Origin of the sequence: Polyangium fumosum, assembly GCF_005144585.1 — a bacterium.
Lineage (GTDB): Bacteria > Myxococcota_A > Polyangia > Polyangiales > Polyangiaceae > Polyangium > Polyangium fumosum.
In genome coordinates, this window is record NZ_SSMQ01000044.1 from 51,868 (window position 1) to 68,531 (window position 16,664).

Here is a 16,664-nt window from a genome sequence, read left to right on the forward strand (position 1 = left end):
CCGCCCGGCGAAAGGCGTGATAAGGGAGCGCTCGTGACGATGCCTGCCGGAGACCCCCTCGGGACCCACCGTGTGATCGCGCCGAAAGGTGCGCTTCCCCAGCCCGCCGAGCGGCTCGACAACGATTTTTCCAAGGTCTACGCGACCGAAATCGTCGTCGACGTCCAGACGCTCAACGTCGACGCCGCGAGCTTCCGCCAGATGGAAGAAGCCTCCGGCGGAGATCCCGACGGCGTCGCGGCGCTCGTCCTCGAGACCGTAAAGCGTCGCGGCAAGCAGCACAATCCGGTCACCGGCTCCGGCGGCATGCTGCTCGGCGTCGTCGAGCGCGTCGGTGACCTCGCAAAGGCGCGCGGCTTCGTCCCGGGCGACCGCGTCGCCACGCTCGTCTCGCTCTCGCTCACACCCCTCTGGCTCGATCGCGTGCTCGCTGTGCGCCCCGCCTCCGCGCAGCTCGACGTCGTCGGCACTGCCGCCGTCTTCCTCACGGCGCCGATCGCGCGCATCCCGACGGACATGCCCGAGCGGCTCGTCCTCGCCTTGCTCGACGTGGCCGGCGCGGCCCCGCAGGTCGCGCGCCTCTGCGGCCCCGGCGACACCGTCGTCGTGCTCGGCGCGGGCGGCAAATCGGGCCTGCTCTGCACGGCCGAGGCGCGCCGCCGCGTGGGCGAGAAGGGCAAGGTGATCGGCGTCGAGTCCTTCCCCACGTACGCCGACGACTTGCGCGCGCTCGGGATCTGCGACCACGTCGCGACGCTCGACGCGCGTGATCCGCTCGCCGTGCGTGACGCGGTCGCGCCCTTGACCGAGGGCCGCGGCGCGGACCTCGTGCTCTCGTGCGTGAACGTCCCCGGCGTCGAGCTCGCGGCGATCCTCGCGGCCCGGGATCGCGGCAAGGTCTACTATTTCGCGATGAGCACGAGCTTCACGGCCGCCGCCCTCGGCGCCGAGGGGATCGGCCGCGACGTGGATCTCTTCATCGGCAACGGCTACGCCCACGACCACGCCGAGCACACGCTCTCGCTCGTGCGCGCGAGCCGCCCGCTCCACGAGCTCATGCAACGACGTTACACGTGACGCCTGCTTTGCAGGCACCGAGGAGGCCCGTGACCCTTACGCAGAGCGCTTTGCCCATCGGACCCCAAGGGATCCTCGACGTCGCGCGCGAGCTCGGCATCTCCGAGGATCACGTCGAGCCGTACGGCCGCAACAAGGCGAAGATCGATCTCGCCGCCCTCACGCGCCCCGCCGCGGGCGCGGGCCGCCTCGTGCTCGTCTCCGCGATCAACCCGACGCCTGCGGGCGAAGGCAAGACGACGTCGTCGATCGCGCTCGCGATGGGCATGCGTCGCCTCGCAAAGCGCGCCGTGCTTTGCCTGCGCGAGCCATCTCTCGGCCCGGTCTTCGGCGTGAAGGGAGGCGGGACCGGCGGCGGACGCGCGACGCTCATGCCCGCCGACGACATCAACCTGCACTTCACGGGCGACATCCACGCGATCTCCACTGCGCACAACCTCCTGTCCGCGATGGTCGACAACGCGTGCCACTTCAACACCACGTTCGGCGACAAGGGCGCGATCGACCCGCGCCAGGTGACGTGGGGCCGTGCGCTCGACATGAACGACCGCGCGCTGCGCAACGTGCTCGTCGGCCTCGGCCGCAAGGTCGACGGCGTGCCGCGGCAGGATCGCTTCGACATCACGGCCGCGAGCGAGGTCATGGCGATCGTGGCGCTCGCCGAAGGGCCCGAAGATCTCGAGAACCGCCTCGGCCGCATCGTGATCGGTCAGAGCACGAGCGGCGCGCCGATCACGGCCGCCGACGTCGGCGCCGCCGCCGCGATGACCGCGCTCCTGCGCGACGCGATCAAGCCGAACCTCGTGCAGACCGACGAGGGCGGCCCGGCCCTCGTGCACGCCGGCCCCTTCGCAAACATCGCGCACGGCTGCTCCTCGGTCCTCGCGACGCGCCTCGGCTTGCTCTCCGGTGACTACGTGATCACGGAGGCGGGTTTCGGCTTCGATCTCGGCGGCGAGAAGTTCCTCGACATCAAGTGCCGGACGATGGGCGTCTTCCCACGCGTGCTCGTCCTCGTGGCCACGCTGCGCGCCCTCAAGATGCACGGCGGCGCTCCGGTCAAGCGCGCGGCGGAGCCCGACCCGCGGGCGCTCGAACTCGGCCTCACGCACCTCGACAAACACCTCGATTCGGCCGCGTTCTTCGGCCTTCCCGTCGTCGTATCGATCAACGTCTTCCCGAACGACACGCAAGAGGAGCTCGCTTTGGTCGAGGCAGCCATGCAGCGCCGCGGCGTGCGCGCCGTCCGCTGCGAAGGCTTCTTGCGAGGCGGCGAAGGCGCCCTCGATCTCGCCGAGGCTGTCGCGAGCGCAGCCGACGCGACCGACGACGCCCCACCTGCGCCCCGCTTCGTCTACGACCTCGGCGAGCCGCTTCGCGACAAGATCACGAAGATCGCCCGCACCATCTACGGCGCCGATGGCCTCACGTTCACCGCCGCCGCCGAGCGCGACGCCCGCCGCATCGAGGAGCTCGGCCACGGCGGCGTCCCCATCTGCATGGCCAAGACCCAGCTCTCGCTCTCCGACGATCCTGCGCTCGTTGGACGTCCAACGAACTTCCAGGTCACGGTGCGCGAGATCCGCCTGAGCGCCGGCGCAGGCTTCGCCGTCGCGCTCACGGGCGACATGATGACCATGCCGGGCCTGCCCCGCGAACCCTCCGCCCTGCGGGTCAAGCTCCTGCCCACGGGCAAGATCCGCGGCCTCATGCAGAACGACTGAGCGGCGTGGGCGTCGACGACGGCGCCCCGAGCGCGTCCATCGCCGCCGGCAGGATCACCGCGAACGTCGACCCTTTGCCCTCGTACGATCGCACCTCGATGCGCCCGCCCGCGCCCTGCGCGATGCGCTGGCTGATCGCGAGCCCGAGCCCCGTGCCCTTCTCCTTCGTGGAAAAGAACGGCAGGAAGATGTTCTCCAGGACCTTCTGCGAGATGCCCGGCCCGTTGTCCGCGACCGTGAGCTCGACGAAGGGCTCGTCGGCCATCCCCGTCCCCGACCGCGTGGTCCCACGGCCAAGCCGCACGCGCGTCGACACCGTGATCTTCCCCCGCCCCTTCATGGCCTGCGACGCGTTCCGGTAGAGGTTCATGAGCACCTGCCGGAGCTTCTCCGGATCGATCGCGACCCGCGGCAAGCTCGCATCGAGGTTCACCTCCACCGTCAGATCCTGGCTCGCGCGCTCCGTCGAGAGCACCTGCAACGTCCGACGCACGACGGCGTTCACGTCCGTCGGCACCACGGCGCCCTGGTTCGCGCGCGCGAGATCGAGCACCGATCCGACGACCCGATCGAGCCGCTCAACCTCTTCGAGGATGATGCCAATGAACTCGCGTGACTGCGGATCCGGCTCGCGCCCGTCGGGCCCGGGCTCGGCGAGGAGCTGCGCCGAACCCTTGATCGCGCCGAGCGGGTTCCGGATCTCGTGCGCGAGCCCCGCCGCCATCTGCCCGAGCACGGCGAGCCGGTCGCGCTCCTTCATCTGCTGGTAGACGCGCGAGTTCTCGATGACCACGCCGACCTGCGTGGCGATCGCGTCGAGCAGCGTGATCTCCTCGGGCGAGAAGGCGTCCCGTACGCGCTCGTCGACCACGACAAGCAGCCCCACGATCTCGTCGCCCTCGGCCCGGATCTGCAGGAGCACCGCGCCGTCCCGCAAGCTCCCGAGCACCGCGGCCGCGCTGAGCACCGCCTCGGACGCGTCCGTCCTCGCGCCGCGCGCCTTGCGCTCGCGTACCTCGCGCTTGAGCTCTTCGAGCGAGAGCGGCCCCCCTTCGAGCCGATCGAGCAGCGCGCGCGCCGTCGCCACCTCGATCCGCGGCGGCGCGCCCGGCCCGAGCGCCGCGAGCTTGTCGAACCCCGTGCCGTCCGCGTCACGCAGGTAAAGTGCGGCCTTCGTCACGCGGCGCGACTGCTCGAGCGCCGTCATCACGATCGAGCCGAGCTCGTCGAGCTCGAGCACGTGCACGAGCCGCCGGCGCGCGTCGGCGACGGACCGTTCGAGGTCAAAACGATCACGAAAAAAGAGCTTCTGGATCTGCTCTGCCACGCGCTCGCGCAGGGGATCGAAGAGGACCAGGATCACGATCGCCGCGAGCACGGCGTTCAGGTACATCGTGTTGAAGCCGCCGATGAACGTGATGAGGACGTAGAAGATCCCCGCGATCAGGAAGGCGACGGCCGTGGCGACGAGCAGACGCGCGAGCATCTCGTAGACGTCGAGCAGCCGCTCGTGGCGGAGCGCTTGCGCCAAGATGAACAGGAACACCACGCTGAGGGCCGCGCCGACGGGCGCGGGGTTCACGCCGAGGAACCACGCAAAATCAGCGACGCTCGCGAGGCCGGCGAGCGCGCCGATCACCACGAGGAAACGCACGCGCCGCTGCGTCGCGCGTGAACCGCTGCGCGCGCCGCGTTGCCCGAGCTCCCAGAGCCCCGCCGTGAGGAACGCGAAGACGTAGAAGAACACCGCGCCGCGCACGAGCCAAAAGCCCTGCTTGGGGCTCAAAACGAGCAGCACCATGGGCACCGCGAGCACGCCCGCGAGGCGCGGCAAGCGGCTCGGTCGATCCCCCTCGTGCGGGATCATCGCCTCGAAGAGGTGGAGCGCGAACTGCGGCAGGAGCACCGCGAGGATCGCGGTGAAGCGCTCCCATATCGTCTGCTGGAAGAAGCCGAAGAGCGATTGCGACAGGTACCAAAGGCCGATGTCGCCCGCGAACGCCGCGAAGAGCAGGTGCACGGTGCGGACACGGCCGCGGAGCAGGATCGAGACGGCAATGACGAGCGCGAGCGCGCCGCAGACGAGCGTGGTCCGGGTCCGGAGATCGATCCCTATCGGCACGACGAGAGCGTAACGCGCCGCCTCGGAGACGTCCCCGATCGATCGTCCGCCCGCGGACGGGCGCGACTAGTCTTGCTTCGTCCCGCTGCCCGGCGAGCTCTGCGTGCCGGCGCCGGGGACCCACGGCAGCGGATCCGGGCCGCTGCGCGCCTCGGGATCACAGCCGCCGGGCGTCACCGGGACGAGCTCTTTCCACGGCAGCGGATCCGGCATGTCGTCGGTCTGCGGAGGCGGCTCGTCAGGCACGCTGGGGGCCCCGCGATCGGTCTGCTCCTCCGCGTCGGAAGAGCTCGCCGCGAGCTCCTCGATGGCCTCGTCGAGCGCGGCGCTCTCGTCAGGCGCAGCCAGACACCCCGTGAGCACCATCGCGACGAGTGCGAAGAGTCCTCCGAGCCCGAGCGATTGTCTCCCAACGTTCATGATCCGTCCTCCGACGCACTGCCAAGTCCGTACTGCTTCACGAGCTGCGAGAGCCGCGGCCGCTTCATCCCCAGAAGCACCGCAGCGCGGGTGATGTTCCCGCCGCTCTCTTCGAGCGCGCGCGCGATGCACTCACGCTCGATCTTCCGCTTCATGTCGCTCAGGCTGACGCCCGAGCGGACGTGCGCGTACGTCACCTCGACCGGCGTCGAATCGCCCTCCCCTTGCGATCTTCGCTCGGCGAGCTGAGTGGCGCCCCCGCTCCCCCCATGCGCGTCCTGCTGCTCCGATGACGAGGGCGGCGACGAGCCCTTCGTGATCTCGGCAGCCACGCCGCGCATGTACTCGACGTTCGTCGTGAAATCCTCGAGCTCGATGACGTCGCCCTCCGCGAAGAGCGACGCGGCGCGCAGCGCGTTTTCGAGCTCGCGCACGTTGCCGTGCCACGCGTGCCGCATCAGCGCTTCGATCGCCCGATCCGAGAGCCGCTTCTGCGGCTCGCCCCGCTCCTGCGCGATGCGGGCGAGCAAGGCCGACGTGATGAGCGGCATGTCCGCGATGCGCTGGCGGAGCGCCGGGACCTCGAGCACAACCTGCCGCAGCCGGTAGTAGAGATCCTCGCGGAACTCGCCGCGCGCGACCATTCCGCGGAGATCACGGTGCGTGGCGCAAAGGATCCGCACGTTCGCGCGGATCGGCTGGGCGCCGCCGACGCGCTCGAAGCTCTTGTCCTCGAGCACGCGGAGGAGCGCGACCTGCGTTCGCTGCGAGATGTCGCCGATCTCGTCGAGGAAGATCGTGCCGCCCTCGGCGAGTTCGAAGCGGCCGCGGCGCCGCGCCTGCGCGCCGGTAAACGCGCCCTTCTCGTGGCCGAAGAGCTCAGAGAGCAGGAGCGTCTCGACGAGCGCCGAGCAGTTCACCTTGACGAGCGGGCCCGCGCGGCGCGGGCTCATCTCGTGGATCGCGTCGGCGACGAGCTCCTTGCCGGAGCCGCTCTCGCCGTGGATCAGCACGGTCGTGTCGGCCTTCGCGACCTTCTTGATGGCCGAGAGCAGCGCGAGCATGGTCGCGTCGCGCCCCACGATCCGCTCGATCGCCGTCACCGACGAGCGCGACGGCGACGACGAGGCGCGCAACGACGGCGGCGACGAGCTCAACGACGGCGAGGAGCAGCCCGCGCACGACGCATCGCCGCACCGCTCACAAGGCCGGAGCCCCGGCTCGCTCGAACGCGGCGCGCGCACTTCGAGGGCCGTGAGGCCACGAAGCTCCGGCCGCGCGAGGAATCGCTCGCGGATCCCCTCGGGCAAGGACGACGCCATGCGATCGCGGGACGCGAGCGCCGCGTGCAGGTGCGCCTCGGCCTCACGCACATCGCCCCGCGCGACCTCCGCGTGGCAAAGCAACACGCGCGCCTCGCGTTCGAGCTCGGGAGCGTCCGCTTCCCGCGCGAGATCGAGCGCCTCCTCGGCGGCGCCGTCCCACGCGTCCCCGGCGGCGCGTGCCCGCGTCGCTTCGAGGAGCGCGACCTCCGCACGCGCGCGCGTCGAGCTCGCATGCGCTCGCGCGCGCTCGATCGCCTGTGCGGCGCGCGCCACGTTGCCGTCGTCGAGCGCGATGCGCGCCGCGAGGCAGTGGCACTCGCAGAGCTTCGCGCCGTTGCTCGATCCGCTCGCGCCTGCGATGGCCGACGCGAGCTCCGCCCGCGCTTCGAGCGTCCTGCCGCGCGCGAGGTGGATCCGCGCCGCGACGAGCGCGAAGTGCGGCGCGCGTGTCCCCGGGATCGCCGGGCCGCACGCCTGTCGTCCGAACGCGAGCGTCTGCTCTGCCTCGGCCACAAGCCCGAGATCGAGCCGGAGCTCCGCGAGGTTCGGGATCACGGTGGCGAGGAAGAGCCGCTCGCGGATGCGGCGGAAGACCTCGATCGCGCGCTCCGAGAGGTGGAACGCCTCCGGATAATCGCGCTTCAGGATGGCAATGGTCGCGAGGTTCGTCAGCGCGAACCCGACGGCGCGATGCTCGCCGCGCGCCGTGCCGTCGTCGAGCACGGAGGCGAGCATCGGACGCGCCTCGTCGATCCGGCCGGCCGAGAGCACGGCGATCGCGCGGTTGAGCCGCGCCCGAAGCTCCGCGATCCCCTCACCGCCGCACGCCGCTTCCCACGCGTCGGCCGCGAAATGCGCCTCCGCCTCGCTCCACGACGCCGCCGCAAGCAGGAGCTTGCCGAGCACGTTCCGCGCCCCGAGCCGCGTCGCGAGATCCGACGCGCCGCCCTGTGCTTCCTGGGCAAACCTTCGCGCCGCTTCGAGATCACCGGCCGTGTACCGGACTTCGGCGAGCTCCACGGCCGCACGCGCGCGCGCGCCGAACGCATCCGCGCGGCCCATGGCGCGTTCGAGCACGATCGTCGCCGTCGTGAGATCGCCCTCGGCGCTGAGCGCCTTGCCCAGCGTGATCATCACCTCGGGCGCGTTTCCATCCCGCGCCGCCGCGGCCCGCGCGAACCCTGTCGCCCGCTCCGCATCGCCGACGCGAAGCGCGAGCTCGGCCGAACGCAGGAGCGCCTGCGTCGTCGACGCGTCCGAGAAGAGCGCGAGCGCCGCTTCCCACCGTCGCCAGAAATCCACCCGCGCGGAAGGCTCTGCCACACCCGCGAGCGCGCGCGTCGCGAGCAGTTCCGCCCGCTCCGCGTCGCCCGCGCGCGCCCACAACTCGGCCGCGCGGAGCATCGCCCAGGGATCCACGGGGAACACCGCTTCGAGCGCGCTCGCCACGGCGACCGCATCCTCGCGATCAGCTTCAAGCTCGATCGGTGCGGCGCCCGTGAGCTTCATCGAGCCCGCCGTGTCGATCGTCGCCACGCCCCGCGCGACGAGCGCCTCCACGTCCACGCTCGCGCCGAGTCGGCTCGCCTCCGCCGCGGGCAAACTCCGTTGCGCGAGCGCGAGCCGCGCGCAAAGCCGCCTCTGCGCCGGTTCCAGCACGATCGGCTCGGCGCGCCCGTCGAGCGGCGCCCGGCGCGCCGCCGACCACCAGCGCTCCAGCGCTTCGAGACGGCCCTCCTCCGCACCGAGACGAAGCTCGGCCGCCTGCGCGATCGCCTCCCAGTAGCGCCGCAGATCCTCCGGCGACGCGATCGGATCGATCTGCACGAGGCGCGCGCCTGCCGGCGCCGAGGCCACCTCTCTCAACACGAGCACGAGCGGCGCGGCGCCTCCACGCGGCGCGACCACGAGGCGCGCCATCTCCTCCACGACCGCCTGTCCCCAGTGCGTCGGCGTGCCTTCGGACACGACGATCATCGCGCCGTTCGCCGCGCCGAGGATCCTTGCAGCCACGAGGCGCGGCTCCACCACGTCGCCGATCCCCATCTGCGCGGCGATCTCGCGCCAGGGTTCGTCCCACGCGACCTCGGCGACTCGCACGCACGCGCGTCCGATCACCTGCGCGCGCCGCGCCGCGTGCGCGCCCACGGCCTCCAGCGTCGCGCGCGGCCCGTGCAGCACCACGAGCCCGCTCGCGCCTTTCGCGCAGAGCAGATCGTCGACCGCCGCGAGCCCGCGGAGCGAAGCGCGCAAAGGGGCGGCGATCACCGCGCCAGACGGCAGCGCGCTCGCCTCCCCGCCGAAGACACCTTCGGTGCGAACACCCAAAGGCTCCTGGGGTGAAGACCGATCAAGCGGAGAAGTGCGAGGTCCGGGGTCCGCCACGGCTTCTTCAGCGTACGGTCCGTGGCTCGCTCACCGCAACGTTTTTCAGGCGCCGCCCGGCGCCTTTTCGAGCACCGTAACGATGGCGTCGAAGCTTTCCGCCGGCGCATCGCCCAGGGCGCGCGCGAGCGGCACCTGCAACCTCGAAGCCGCCACATAAAGAGGCACGAGGTGCGGCGCCGCGCGCGAGAGCATCTCGAGGTGCCGGCCCACGCCCGCGGCGTCCCCGCGACGCACCGGCCCCGTGAGCGCCGCCGGCAAACCCATCGCTTCGACGTTGTCCGCGACGCTTCGAAGAAGCGGGCCCAGCATCGCCGCCGCCGTCTCCGCCGGCACACCCGCGCGTCCGAGCAGATCCACCCCGCCCGCGGCGAGCGCCGCGGCCCCGTTCGCCACGAGCCCGGCCGCCGCGTGGTACAGCACGCGATCGAGCCCGGAGATCGTCCGCGGCGTCATCCCGAGCTTTCGCCCGATCGCCGCCGCCGCCCGCACGGCGCGCGGATCTCCGTCCACGTGGAGCTGCCCGCGCGCGAGCGACGGCGTGACCTCCGGCGACGCGAACGAGATCATCGGGTGCATTTGCGCGACCGCGACGTTCTCGCTCCGGAGCGGCGCGAGCGGCTCCGGGCCGAGCGCGCCCGCGCAATGCACGACGACCGCCCTTTTGTGCCCCAACAATCCCGCGTCCCGGATCCGCTCGGCGAGCGGCTGGAGATCACGATCCCGCACGGCCAGGATCACGAACGGCGCGTCGATGCGCCGCGCCGGCAACCCGCTTCGTTGCGGGCGCAACGTCACCACGTACCCCGCGCGGCGCAGCGCCCGCGCGAGCCCTGCGCCGACCTTCCCTGCGCCCAGGATGAACACGCTCTTCTGCGCGGCCATCAGCTCCTCCGGTAGAGACCCCGCTCGGCCGCGTACGCGAGCACCTCGCGCGGCACGAGCTTCTCGACGCGCTCGATCTCGCCGCTGCCGATCGCGTCTCGCACCTCGGTGCTCGAGATCTTCGGCAGCATCGGCTCCGGCGCGCCCTCGGCCATCACGCCCGCGCGGCCCACGAAGAGCGGCGGAGCGATCGCCTCGATCCGATCGAAGCGGTGCCACTTCGACAGGTCCGCGATCACGTCGGCGCCGAGCAAGAGGCGCATCGACCAGTCCGGGTGCTGCGCGGCGAGGTGCTCGAGCGTCCGCAACGTGAGGCTCTCGCCGCCGAGCTCGCGCTCCACGGAGGAGACGCGGACGCGCGGGATCCAGGCGAACGCGAGCCTGCACATCACGAGCCGATCCTCGAACGGCGCGAGCTCCTTGGCGAACGGATGCCTGTAGACGGGCACCACGAGCACCTCGTCCACGGGCTCCGTCGACAGCACGTACACCGCCGCGAGCACGTGCGCGACGTGCGGCGGGTTGAAGCTCCCTCCGAACACGGCGACCCGATGCCCCGACGCGGCCGCGGGCGCGCTGCGCTCATCCGTTGCTCTTGCCATCCTGCACCCGCATTTTGACGCCCGGCAGGCTCGGCCCTCCGCCCAGCATGTCCTCTGCGGTGACGGCCCCGCTCGCGTTCCGGATCTCCACGCGCACCCCGCCCGACGGCGCCTCTTCGAGCACGGCCATGCCGCCGCCCGGCGCCCCGATCGGCCCCGGGGAGACGAACATCCGCGAACCGATGCGCTTCATCGTCGGCTCCTGGCTCCGCCCGAACACGAGCAAGCTCGCGGCCGCGATGTCGTCCTGATCGAGGATGCCTTTGTCGTAGACGAAGACCGCGACGCGCCCGTCGACGAGCTCGATCGATCGGAGCTGGCGGCTCGGGATGCTCGTCAGCGCGCGCAGCCGCGACCGCGCGCGCTCGGCGGCCACGTAGGCGTCGATCGCCTCCGGCGTCGCGCGCGCGCAGCGCACCGCCGCGCGTGCATAGAGGAGATCCTCGCTCGGGTTCGCGTCGACGAGCCGGTACGCCCAGGCCTTCGCCACGAGATCGAGCGCGCCGTCGTCCGACAGGTAGATGATTTGGTCGACCTGGACCTCGTCCAGCAGGAGCTGCGCCGCCCGTGCAAGCGCGGGCAGATCTCTGTTGGCCGGTCCGAGGATGCCTAGGCGCATCGATTCGAGAGGGTAGATCAGGCGCGAGTCCTCGTGGACCTTTGTTTGCGGGGGTCACCCCCGAGTTCGCCGTGCTATAGGGCCGTGGCCCATGTTCCGGCGTACGCGGGCCTTCCGAGATCCGGTCACGATCCACCTCGACGGCTCGCCGGTGCGGGCCGAGCGGGGCGAACCGCTCGCCGCCTCCCTCCTCGCCGAGGACAAGATCATCCTGGCGCGGAGCCCCAAGCTCCACCGCCCGCGCAGCGCGAGCTGCTTCCGCGGCGGGTGTGACGGCTGCCTCATGCGCGTCGACGGCACGCCGAACGTGATGACCTGCCTCCACGCGACCCGGGGCGACGAAGAGGTCGAGGCCCAGAACGTCGTCGGTTCGCGCCAGGCCGACCTCTTGCGGGTGACGGACTGGTTCTTCCCGAAGGGCATCGATCACCACCACTTCATGGCGGGCGTCCCTGCGCTCGGCTCCATCATGCAGAGCTTCGCGCGCAAGATCGCGGGGCTCGGTCGCATGCCCTCGGAGATCGAGGCGCCTCGGCCCGCGCGCTTGCTCGAAGCCGACGTCGTGGTCGTGGGCGCCGGCCTCGCGGGCCTCGTCGTCGCGCAAAAGCTCGGCGCGGCGGGCGCGCGTGTCGTCGTCGTCGACGACGGCCTCTCGCTCGGCGGCTCGCTCCGCGCGCTCCCCGACCAAGCGCCGCACCTCGCATCGATCCGGCCGAGCGGTGACCTCGTCTTTTCTCGCGCCACGGCGGCCGGCATCTACCTCGGGGATCTGCTCGTCGCTGCGGAAGAAGGAGCCGTCGTGGTGCGCGCGCCTGCAAAGGTCTTCGCGACGGGCGCGCACGACGGCATCTCGGCCTTCCCGGGCAACGATCTTCCCGGCGTCTTTTCGGCGCGCGCGGTCTGCCTCCTTCATACGTACGGCGTGGAGCCCGACGGCCCCGTCGTCGTCGCGGGTGAAGGGTTTTGGGCTGACGAGCTCGCACGACGGCTCGGCGATCGCGTGGTGCGCTGCGAGGCGTCCGCCCTCGCGGGCGTCGAAGGCACGGGCCAGGTGAAGCGTGTTCTCCTGCGCGAAGGCGCAGACGACGAACGCCGCATCGATACGGAGATCCTCGCTCTCGCGCTCCCCGGCGCGCCTGCGTTCGAACTCGCGGCGCAGGCCGGGGCCGAGGTGCGGTTCGATCCTACGCGCGGCTACGCGGTCGCTTGTGACGCGAACGGCGCGGCAGGCGAAGGCATCTGGGCCGTCGGCGAATGCACCGGCATGGACTTCGATCCCGACGTGATCACGGCCGCGGCCGAGCGCTGCGCCGCCGCGATCAACGCTTGAGGGCTCCGCTTCGACAAGCGGAGCTACGCCCCCAACCCCCCATCAACCGTCGATGAGCGTATCGAACAGCCCCACGCCGCCGGCGGTGAACACCGTCCCGAACACGCCCATCAGCGCGAGGTAATCGAAGAGCTCGCTCGTCTCGGCGCCTCCGAAGAGCTCGCGCGTGCCGGCCACCGCGGCGAGCAAGGTCGGCGCGAGCAGCGGAAAGAACACGCTCGCGAGCACGAGATCCCTCGCCCGCGTGCGCACCGTCATCGCGCCGAAGAGCGTCCCCACCGCGGCGATCCCCGGCGTCGCGAACAGCGCGATCAAGAGGAGTCCGGGTCCCATCCGGATCAGATCGACGGAGAAGAGCAGCGCGCTCACGGGGACCACGATCGCCTCCACGAGCCCCACGAAGATCGCCACGCTCACGGCCTTCCCCACGAAGATCGCGCCGCGCGACACGGGCAGGACGAGCAGCCCCGCGAGCGCGTTCTCCTCGCGCTCGCGTTGCCATGTTCGTCCGACGGCGAGCACCGAAGCGAACGCGACGGAGACCCATATCACCCCGGGCGCCACGCCTTCCGTTGCTTCTTGTCCTGCGAAGAACGCGAGGGACGCGATGACAGCGACGAGCACGGCGAAGAACCCGCTCGTGGTCACGATCTCGCCCGTGGACAGCTCGATGGCGAGGTCCTTCCCAGCGATGAGCGCTGCTTGCTTCAGGAATCGTTTCACGTGCGAGCTCGGAGCCGAGGGTATACACGCGTTGGCCGAGCATGCGGCGGGCGAGCACGCCGAGGCCGACAATCGCTACGAAAAATGCTACAGCGCGGGCGCCATGGCACAAGGCAAGCCTCGCGTTCGATTCGCCCCCTCTCCCACGGGCTACCTCCACATCGGCGGCGTCCGGACTGCGCTCTTCAACTGGCTCTGGGCGCGCAAGACCGGCGGCACCTTCGTCCTTCGTATCGAGGACACCGACCAGGAGCGGAGCACGCCGGAGAACGAGGCGATCATCCTGCGCGAGCTGCGCTGGCTCGGCCTCGGCTGGGACGAAGGCCCCGAGGTCGGCGGCGAGCACGGCCCGTACCGCCAGATGGAGCGGCTCCCGCTCTACCAGGAGTACGTGGCGAAGCTCATCGCGGCGGGCGCGGCCTATCGTTGTTATTGCACGAAGGAAGAGCTCGACGCCCAGCGCGAGGCCCTGAAGGCCCGCGATCCGAAGGCCCAGTTCCGTTACCCCGGCACCTGCCGCGACCGTACGGGCCCGGCTCCGGATCGCCCGTTCGTCATTCGCTTCCGCGCACCGAACTCGGGCGCCGTCACCTACCGTGATCTCGTGTTCGGCGAGGTCGTCACGCCGAACAACACGCAACAGGACGCCGTGCTCATGCGTGCGGACGGCGTCCCGCTCTACAACCTCGGCGCCGTCATCGACGACATCACCATGGGCATCACGCTCGTGGCGCGCGGCCGTGATCACATGATCAACACGCCGCCGCAGATCCTGCTCTACCAGGCGCTCGGCGCGCAGGTGCCGCAGTTCGCGCACCTGCCGATGATGCTCGCGCCGAGCGGCGAGAAGCTCTCGAAGCGGTACGGCGCGGTCTCCGTCGGCGAGTACCGCGAGCGCGGCATCTCCGCGGTGGGCCTCCTGAACTACCTCGTCCGCTTCGGCTGGTCCTTCGGCGACGAGGAGATCTTCTCGATGCAGGACCTCGTCCAGAAGTTCAGTTGGGAGAATTGCAGCAAGGCCGACGGCAAGTTCGACACGAAGAAGCTCGCGGCGATCGCGTTCGAGCAGCTCAAGTCCCCCGCGCTCACGCCCGACGAGGTGTACCTCGACGGCACGCTCCCGTTCCTCGAAAAACGAGGCTTCTCGGGCGTCGATCGCGAGACGGTCCGCGCGATCCTGCCGCTCATCCGCGAGCGCGCGCAGACGTACGCCGACGCGGCCGACGCGCTCGACTACTTCTTCCGCGATCTGCCCGTCTACGACGAGAAGGCCGTGAAGAAATTCCTCGTCGCGGACAAGGCCCCGCACCTTCGGGCCGTGCGGGATCTCTTCGCGTCGATCGACGACTTCTCCGCGAAGAACCTGGAGGCTCGGTTCGGCGAGCTCCTCACCGAGAAGAAGCTCGAGATCAAGGACGTGGCGCAGCCCGTCCGCGTCGCGGTCAGCGGCCGGACGGCGACGCCTGGGCTCTTCGACGTCCTCGCGCTCGTCGGCAAGCCGCGTGTCCTTGCGCGCCTCGATCATGCGCTCGGCCTGATTGCCGCTTCGTCCGGGGCCGGCTGAGCCGTCATGTTCGACCTCGCCTCGACGCTCCTCGCCGCGGCGGCGGGCCCGGGCGCGCGCGCCGCGCCGACGCTCTTCGAGACGGCGACCAAGGCCCTCTTCCCCGTCGCCGCGTACATCGCGCTCGCGCCCGTCCTCTGGTTCTTCTTCCGCGGCACGTGGCGCGAGCTCGACGTCGCGGCGCACGAGCACCAGCGAAAAACCCTCGCCGCGGGCTCCTACGATTACCGCCCCGCGGTGCTCTTCGTGATCACCGCGCTCGTGCTCACGCTCCAGGAATACTATGGCGGCCGTGATTTTTATGAAAATCACCTGAAGCCATTCTTGCGCGAGCTCGAAAAGCAGGGCGGATTCGGGATCGATCTCCGCAAGTGGAACGAGCTCTACGGCTACGGCTGGTGGGCATTCACGCGCGTGTTCGGGTACGTCGCGGTGCCCATGATCATCTGGAAGATCTGCTTCCGGAAGGACAGCCTGCTCGACATGGGCCTACGGGTCCGCGGCTTCTTGAAGCACGCGTGGATCTACGGGCTTTGCCTCGCGGTCGTGGTCCCGGCGGTCGTGATCGTCTCGCGGGCCCCCGATTTCGGCACGTATTACCCGTTTTACAAGCAATGCTCCCGCTCGTGGTTCGACCTCGCGATGTGGGAGATGATGTATTTCGCGCAGTTCTTCGCGCTCGAGGTCTTCTTCCGGGGCTTCTGGCTCTCGGGGTTGCGCACGACGCTCGGCTCCGGCGCGATCTTCGCGATGTGCGTGCCTTATTGCATGATTCATTATGGCAAGCCGTACCTCGAAGCGGCCGGCGCCGTGGTCGCGGGCATCGCGCTCGGCTCGCTCGCGATGCGCACGAAGAGCATCTACTCGGGCTTCCTCGTGCACGTGACGGTGGCCCTGCTCATGGATCTGCTCGCGCTCTCGCATCGAAACGCGCTGCCCACGTCGCTCTGGGGGCCCTGAACGCTCCACGGGAAGCTTCGGTCCCCCTCGTCGGTTCGGCCCCGGATGCCGCCGCCCGATCGTGTGCTATCCTGGCCTCGCTTGGCCGCCACTTCGCTCCCCTCTGCGCGCGCTGCCGTCGGCCTCCTCGGCCTCGGGGTGGCGTTGCTCCTCGTCCCTGGTCACGCGCGCGCCGACATCTATACCTACACGGACGCGCAGGGAAACGTGCACGTCACGAGCCAACCCGTCCAAGCCGGAAAATCGGGCGGGAAGATGGATCGAATCACGAGCGGAGACGGAACCAAATCGCGCAAGAAGGCCGCGCAGCTTTTCACGGTGTCGATGCCGAGTGATCGATCGCCCGAGCGTTTTGGACGGTACGACTCGTGGATCCGGGAAGGCGCGCGTCTTTATCGGCTTCCGGAGGAGCTGATTCGCGCGATCATCAAGTGCGAGAGCGACTTCGATCCGCGCGCGGTCTCGCCCACGGGCGCGCAGGGCCTGATGCAGCTCATGCCGGCGACGGCGCTGCGAATGCAGGTGCGTGACGCCTTTGATCCTCGCGAAAACATCCTCGGCGGCTCGCGTTATCTGCGGGTGCTCGCGAACATGTTCAACGGCGATCTCGAGCTCACGGTCGCTGGCTACAACGCGGGCGAAAACGCGGTGATGAAGTACCAGGGCATCCCACCCTACGAGGAAACGCAAGGGTACGTGGGCTGCGTGGTGGGGCATTATCGCAGCTTCAAAGCCGCGCGCGCGCCGCAGACGCCCGAAGACCCCTGACCCGCTCCCCCCATCGACCGCTCGCGCAACGCAGCGCAGCAATCGGGAGGCACCGCCACTCGCTGGAGACCCCGCGGCCGCCCCTGTGCTAAGATCGCCCCTTCCTGCGGGTTGCACGGACGCCCGATTGTTCTATATGGCGCTCGTCAGCCGGGCGAGC

13 protein-coding genes are annotated in these 16,664 nt (G+C 70.3%); 6 read left to right on the forward strand and 7 right to left on the reverse strand.

Features of this window, described 5'->3' with window-relative positions:
- Positions 1-39 precede the first annotated feature (39 nt).
- Both kdd and E8A74_RS33245 read left to right on the forward strand, forming a co-directional pair.
- Positions 40-1,077, forward strand: coding sequence for an L-erythro-3,5-diaminohexanoate dehydrogenase (kdd, locus tag E8A74_RS33240; RefSeq protein WP_136933179.1), 1,038 nt, complete (start codon positions 40-42; stop codon positions 1,075-1,077).
- A 29-nt stretch (positions 1,078-1,106) separates the two neighbouring features.
- Positions 1,107-2,801: a formate--tetrahydrofolate ligase gene (locus E8A74_RS33245; protein ID WP_232379865.1), complete on the forward strand. Its 1,695-nt coding sequence runs from the start codon at positions 1,107-1,109 to the stop codon at positions 2,799-2,801.
- On the opposite strand, the gene E8A74_RS33250 is transcribed toward E8A74_RS33245, so the two are convergent.
- From E8A74_RS33250 to E8A74_RS33275, 6 genes are all read right to left on the reverse strand, one after another.
- Positions 2,785-4,923, reverse strand: coding sequence for an ATP-binding protein (locus E8A74_RS33250; RefSeq protein ID WP_232379866.1), 2,139 nt, complete (start codon positions 4,921-4,923; stop codon positions 2,785-2,787). The two genes, E8A74_RS33245 and E8A74_RS33250, sit on opposite strands and share 17 nt — an antisense overlap.
- A gap of 66 nt (positions 4,924-4,989) precedes the next feature.
- Positions 4,990-5,343 carry a hypothetical protein gene (locus E8A74_RS33255; protein WP_136933140.1) on the reverse strand — a complete coding sequence of 118 codons (354 nt, stop codon included), beginning with the start codon at positions 5,341-5,343 and terminating at the stop codon, positions 4,990-4,992.
- Positions 5,340-8,936, reverse strand: a complete 3,597-nt coding sequence (locus E8A74_RS55070) for a sigma-54-dependent transcriptional regulator (protein ID WP_136933141.1) — start codon at positions 8,934-8,936, stop codon at positions 5,340-5,342. The genes E8A74_RS33255 and E8A74_RS55070 overlap by 4 nt, the downstream gene beginning before the upstream one ends.
- 162 nt (positions 8,937-9,098) lie before the next feature.
- Positions 9,099-9,938, reverse strand: coding sequence for a DUF2520 domain-containing protein (locus E8A74_RS33265; protein WP_136933142.1), 840 nt, complete (start codon positions 9,936-9,938; stop codon positions 9,099-9,101).
- Positions 9,938-10,540 (reverse strand): nicotinate (nicotinamide) nucleotide adenylyltransferase, encoded by a 603-nt coding sequence (gene nadD / locus E8A74_RS33270; protein ID WP_136933143.1) that lies wholly within the window; start codon positions 10,538-10,540, stop codon positions 9,938-9,940. Before nadD ends, E8A74_RS33265 begins: the two co-directional genes overlap by 1 nt.
- Positions 10,521-11,159 carry a hypothetical protein gene (locus E8A74_RS33275; protein ID WP_136933144.1) on the reverse strand — a complete coding sequence of 213 codons (639 nt, stop codon included), beginning with the start codon at positions 11,157-11,159 and terminating at the stop codon, positions 10,521-10,523. The genes nadD and E8A74_RS33275 overlap by 20 nt, the downstream gene beginning before the upstream one ends.
- Before the next feature lie 91 nt (positions 11,160-11,250).
- Here E8A74_RS33275 and E8A74_RS33280 point away from each other — a divergent pair, with 91 nt between their 5' ends.
- Complete coding sequence (locus E8A74_RS33280) at positions 11,251-12,489, forward strand: 2Fe-2S iron-sulfur cluster-binding protein (RefSeq protein ID WP_136933145.1); 1,239 nt, start codon at positions 11,251-11,253, stop codon at positions 12,487-12,489.
- Between the two features lie 42 nt (positions 12,490-12,531).
- On the opposite strand, the gene E8A74_RS33285 is transcribed toward E8A74_RS33280, so the two are convergent.
- The gene (locus tag E8A74_RS33285) at positions 12,532-13,212 is read right to left on the reverse strand and encodes a heme exporter protein CcmB (protein ID WP_232379867.1); all 681 of its coding nucleotides are present in this window, start codon (positions 13,210-13,212) and stop codon (positions 12,532-12,534) included.
- A gap of 103 nt (positions 13,213-13,315) precedes the next feature.
- Between E8A74_RS33285 and gltX the strand changes: the two genes are divergently transcribed.
- The 3 genes from gltX (at position 13,316) to E8A74_RS33300 (ending at position 16,504) form a co-directional block, all read left to right on the forward strand.
- Positions 13,316-14,776 (forward strand): glutamate--tRNA ligase, encoded by a 1,461-nt coding sequence (gene gltX / locus E8A74_RS33290; RefSeq protein ID WP_136933146.1) that lies wholly within the window; start codon positions 13,316-13,318, stop codon positions 14,774-14,776.
- 6 nt (positions 14,777-14,782) lie between these two features.
- Positions 14,783-15,736 carry a CPBP family glutamic-type intramembrane protease gene (locus E8A74_RS33295; RefSeq protein WP_136933147.1) on the forward strand — a complete coding sequence of 318 codons (954 nt, stop codon included), beginning with the start codon at positions 14,783-14,785 and terminating at the stop codon, positions 15,734-15,736.
- A gap of 81 nt (positions 15,737-15,817) precedes the next feature.
- Positions 15,818-16,504, forward strand: coding sequence for a transglycosylase SLT domain-containing protein (locus E8A74_RS33300; RefSeq protein WP_232379869.1), 687 nt, complete (start codon positions 15,818-15,820; stop codon positions 16,502-16,504).
- The last annotated feature ends 160 nt before the right edge of the window (positions 16,505-16,664 follow it).

Excerpts from the sequence above, each read along its gene's own strand:
- kdd (WP_136933179.1), top strand. The coding sequence starts at position 40 with ATGCCTGCCGGAGACCCCCTCGGGACCCACCGTGTGATCGCGCCGAAA.
- E8A74_RS33255 (WP_136933140.1), bottom strand. The coding sequence starts at position 5,343 with ATGAACGTTGGGAGACAATCGCTCGGGCTCGGAGGACTCTTCGCACTC.
- E8A74_RS33265 (WP_136933142.1), bottom strand. The coding sequence starts at position 9,938 with ATGGCCGCGCAGAAGAGCGTGTTCATCCTGGGCGCAGGGAAGGTCGGC.
- nadD (WP_136933143.1), bottom strand. The coding sequence starts at position 10,540 with ATGGCAAGAGCAACGGATGAGCGCAGCGCGCCCGCGGCCGCGTCGGGG.
- E8A74_RS33275 (WP_136933144.1), bottom strand. The coding sequence starts at position 11,159 with ATGCGCCTAGGCATCCTCGGACCGGCCAACAGAGATCTGCCCGCGCTT.
- E8A74_RS33280 (WP_136933145.1), top strand. The coding sequence starts at position 11,251 with ATGTTCCGGCGTACGCGGGCCTTCCGAGATCCGGTCACGATCCACCTC.
- gltX (WP_136933146.1), top strand. The coding sequence starts at position 13,316 with ATGGCACAAGGCAAGCCTCGCGTTCGATTCGCCCCCTCTCCCACGGGC.
- E8A74_RS33295 (WP_136933147.1), top strand. The coding sequence starts at position 14,783 with ATGTTCGACCTCGCCTCGACGCTCCTCGCCGCGGCGGCGGGCCCGGGC.